Source organism: Rhodococcus sp. (in: high G+C Gram-positive bacteria) (assembly GCF_049286785.1).
Classification (GTDB): domain Bacteria; phylum Actinomycetota; class Actinomycetes; order Mycobacteriales; family Mycobacteriaceae; genus Rhodococcus_F.
In genome coordinates this window covers 1-3,374 of record NZ_JBAQEO010000930.1, presented here as the reverse complement: position 1 = coordinate 3,374, position 3,374 = coordinate 1, and the positions used below count along the sequence as shown (strand labels likewise).

Annotated in this window: 3 protein-coding genes and 2 pseudogenes; 4 read left to right on the top strand and 1 reads right to left on the bottom strand. The window is 62.2% G+C overall.

Annotation, left to right across the window (positions count from 1 at the left end; genetic code table 11):
* The 4 genes and pseudogenes from WAW17_RS33800 to WAW17_RS33785 all read left to right on the top strand — a co-directional run.
* Window positions 1-726: hypothetical protein (locus tag WAW17_RS33800; RefSeq protein WP_422337183.1), on the top strand; the 726-nt coding region annotated here is incomplete at its 5' end.
* Window positions 727-891: 165 nt separating this feature from the next.
* Window positions 892-1,041, top strand: a pseudogene (locus WAW17_RS33795) (ISL3 family transposase); the annotation flags it as partial.
* A gap of 110 nt (window positions 1,042-1,151) precedes the next feature.
* Complete coding sequence (locus WAW17_RS33790; RefSeq protein ID WP_422337184.1) at window positions 1,152-1,583, top strand: transposase; 432 nt, start codon at window positions 1,152-1,154, stop codon at window positions 1,581-1,583.
* Window positions 1,584-2,017: 434 nt separating this feature from the next.
* A pseudogene (locus WAW17_RS33785) lies at window positions 2,018-2,161 on the top strand (ISL3 family transposase); the annotation flags it as partial.
* Window positions 2,162-2,207: 46 nt separating this feature from the next.
* Here WAW17_RS33785 and WAW17_RS33780 read toward each other — a convergent pair.
* A partial coding sequence (locus tag WAW17_RS33780; protein ID WP_422337182.1) for a type I restriction endonuclease subunit R, EcoR124 family occupies window positions 2,208-3,374 on the bottom strand: 1,167 nt, incomplete at its 5' end.

Below are 3,374 nucleotides of genomic sequence, written 5' to 3'. Positions count from 1 at the left end.
GGGCGCACCCTCCATGAGTTGGTTCAGGAGTCTCTTCAAGACGAGAGCAGTCTTACTCGTGACCAGTTTGAAGAATCGATCAACCAGCACCTGGCGGCAGGTTCATTTCGGGTCGTGATCGTGCTTGACGAAGCTCCAGCAGAATTAGTCAATCTCATGGGGTACTTGGAATCGGTGACAACAGGCTTGTCGTTAGATCTGATCGCGGTCCACGCGTATACGGTCGGCGGCCACCAGATCGCCGTCCCGCAACGGCTGGATCCCGACCACCAGCCGGAGCCTGCACTCGAACGCGCGACGAGGCGGACACCACAAGGTTCAGGACATCTCGAAATTGGCGTTCAACCGTTCCGTGAGCACATACAGAACGTCGACGGAGAGAACGGTGCAACCCTCACGATGCTGGCTGACTGGGTTGAGGACCTAGCGCGTGTTTCGGCCATCACTCCCGAGACGTACTTCTCGGACGCTGGCAGCGTCATACTTCTGCCTAGATTCGCCGATCAGAAGGCCGGGCTGGTGTCGGTGTGGTGTTACGCCAGTGGAGTCCCGGCGCTCTCCTTCTGGCGCAGCGTCTTTGAACGGCGCGCGGCAGAGTACATCGATGAGGTCGAGGCCCTAGTCGGCATCAGGATCGGCGGTGGCAATCAAACCAAGACCGTCACCCCGGAACTCCTCAATGCCCTCCGTGCGGCGTACATTTCGGGCAGCACCACCGCCAAATAAACCCTATCCAGACAAGACAAGATATCGGGGGTCGGGGAGCAGTCACGTCGAATCCGGCGCTAAGCGCAATAATCGAGCGGCACTGACCATGGGGTGCTTTCATGTCGTCGTGCTCGATGAGCACCGCTTCCGGCGGGTGCGCTACTTCCGGTTGCCCACGGGCAAGTGGCGGCGCTACGAGCCCTGGATGTCCACGGCGACAACAAGGGTGTCGGTGCGTGGCTCGCTGCGCGACCTCAGGCCTGGCGCGACCGGATCGAGGTGGTCGCGATCGATCCGTCCGCGGCCTTCGCGAAAGCGATCGCCGCCAACCTGCCGCACGCCGCCATCAGTGTCGATGCGTTCCACCTCGTGAAACTGGCAAACGACATGGTGCTACTGTGCGGCAACGTCTTTCGCAACAGCAGAAGAACAGGAGAGGCAGGTTGGTCGATCCGTCGTGGGCGAACCGGCGGCTCCTGTTACGCGGCGCGGACACCCTGTCGCCTCGCGGCCGGGCTCGTCTGCGGGCCACGTTCACCAGCGATGATCCGACCGACGAACTCGCCGCCGCCTGGGGCATCAAAGAACAACTCAGGCGCCTACCGGCCTGCTCGTCGCTGACCGACGCCCACCAGGAGAAGATGCGGCTCGGGCACTACGTTCAGGTCGACATGCCCGAAACCGACCGCCTCTGGGCCACGATATGCCGGTGGTGGCCGGCGATCGACGTCCTGATCGTCACCGGTGTCACGTTCGCGGCAGGCGGTTCAGTGCGGTCTCGGTCATCGCCACGAACTTCCGGGATACCGCCGATTCCTTGTCGCCGAGGATGTTTCGGTCACTCGGCACCGACCGGTTCGAGTCCGACAGGGTAGCGGCGCGTCGACAGGCCCGGCCTGTCCGCCAGGCCGTCAGCATGGGGAAGTGCCGAGGTCAGCTCTTGCGGTCCAGGCCGCCTAGTTCGTCGAGGACCTTGGCGACGGCGGTGGTCGGTAGTCGGAAATCCTCCTCTTCGGCGTCGGTGAGGTAGGCGCGGACGGAGGCGAGCATGGCGAGCTCACACTCGAGGTCTGCTGCTGTCCGGTCGCCCGTAGTGTCATCCTGTGTCGTCCCTACTTCCGGGGTCCGGACTCTCCCCGCGAGTGGGGGATCGGCAGGACGGTGATGCGCCCCCCCAGGTCGGGGCAACAAGGACTCCAAACCAAGTGGACTCATTCACCGGGGACACGCCAGTAGCTCCTTGCCAGGGGCTCGAGTGTGACTACCGAGCGGTGCGGGCTGACATGACGTCAATTTCGACTCGCATAGCGAAGGCTGCAACCGGATCGTCAAGCAAGTCGGACGGATCGCGTTTGGGTTCCGCAATCCCGACAACCAACGACGCCGGGTACGGTGGGCTTGCACCCACCGATCCCGGCGGAGCGCACCCAGCCGGCATCAATGCCACTGCTAACGGCGAAGAGCTGCATATCGACGCAGTGGCCAATAACCCGGCGGCATCATGGGCGAACCGGTTGGTCGTTCCCATTCTCAGACGACAAGCTGAAGAAGCGCTCGAAGAACGCGCCGAGTCGTGCCAGCACACGACGCTTCTTCTCGCCATGGCCGCCGTCCGGCGAGAATCGTGAGACGGGCGGCAAGATCCTGGTGACCGCGGTGCCAGAGGTCGGGATGATCCCGTCGCGGAAGGCGTGCTGGACGAACGCCGTGGTCTCCTCCCGATTGAGATTCTCGTCGGTAATAATCGCGTCGAGTTCCGCGGTGCGCTTGGCAGCGACGAAGGCGCACCACTGTTCATCGATCTCGCAGCTGGCCGAGACAGAGTCGACGAAGTCCATGATGAGGTCCTTCTTATTGCGCAGGGTCGGGCTGGAGTCGACCGCGCGCCGGATCTGCGTAACCGCCTCGACTTCCTGGTCCGTGCCGTTGCCACGGGCCTCGCGCCACTTCTGGACGAGCATGAGGATGTAGTCGACGTTGATCTCGACCTGTTTGATGAGCTCGATCTCGAAGACGACGTCGTCGTTGATCGATTCCTTTTCGCTCTCGCCCTCCTTGCGGAACTCGGCGTAGAGGTTGAGGTAGACGCTGCGGTAGTCCTGGCTCTGACGTTCGGTGAGGATCTCGTTGCCAGCGAACTCGTCGAAGGAGGTCAGAATATTCTGGAGGCGCAGGATGGTGCCGAAGAGCGCGATGAAGTCCTTCTGCGCCGTCTCGCCGATGATCGGTTGGTCGAGCGGGAACTTCTCCAGCAGCTCCTGGGTGCGTGCGGCGTACTCGACGTGGTACTCGCCGTACGGCTTGAGCAGGACAATGCCGCGGGCTTCCTTGTTGCCGAACAGGGCAATGGCGTCGTTGGTCTCTTCCTCCAGGTCGCGGAAGGACACGATGTTGCCGTAGGTCTTGACCGAGTTGAGGATGCGGTTGGTGCGCGAGTAGGCCTGGATCAAGCCGTGGTTGACTAGGCGCTTGTCAACGAACAGCGTGTTGAGCGTCGTTGCGTCGAAGCCGGTCAGGAACATGTTGACCACGATGACCAGGTCGATCTCGCGGTTCTTCAGCCGCAGGGATAGGTCCTTGTAGTAGTTCTGGAACTTGTCGGCCGAGGTGTCGAAGCTGGTGTTGAAGGTGGCGTTGTAGTCCTGAATCGCGGCCTCGAGGAAGTC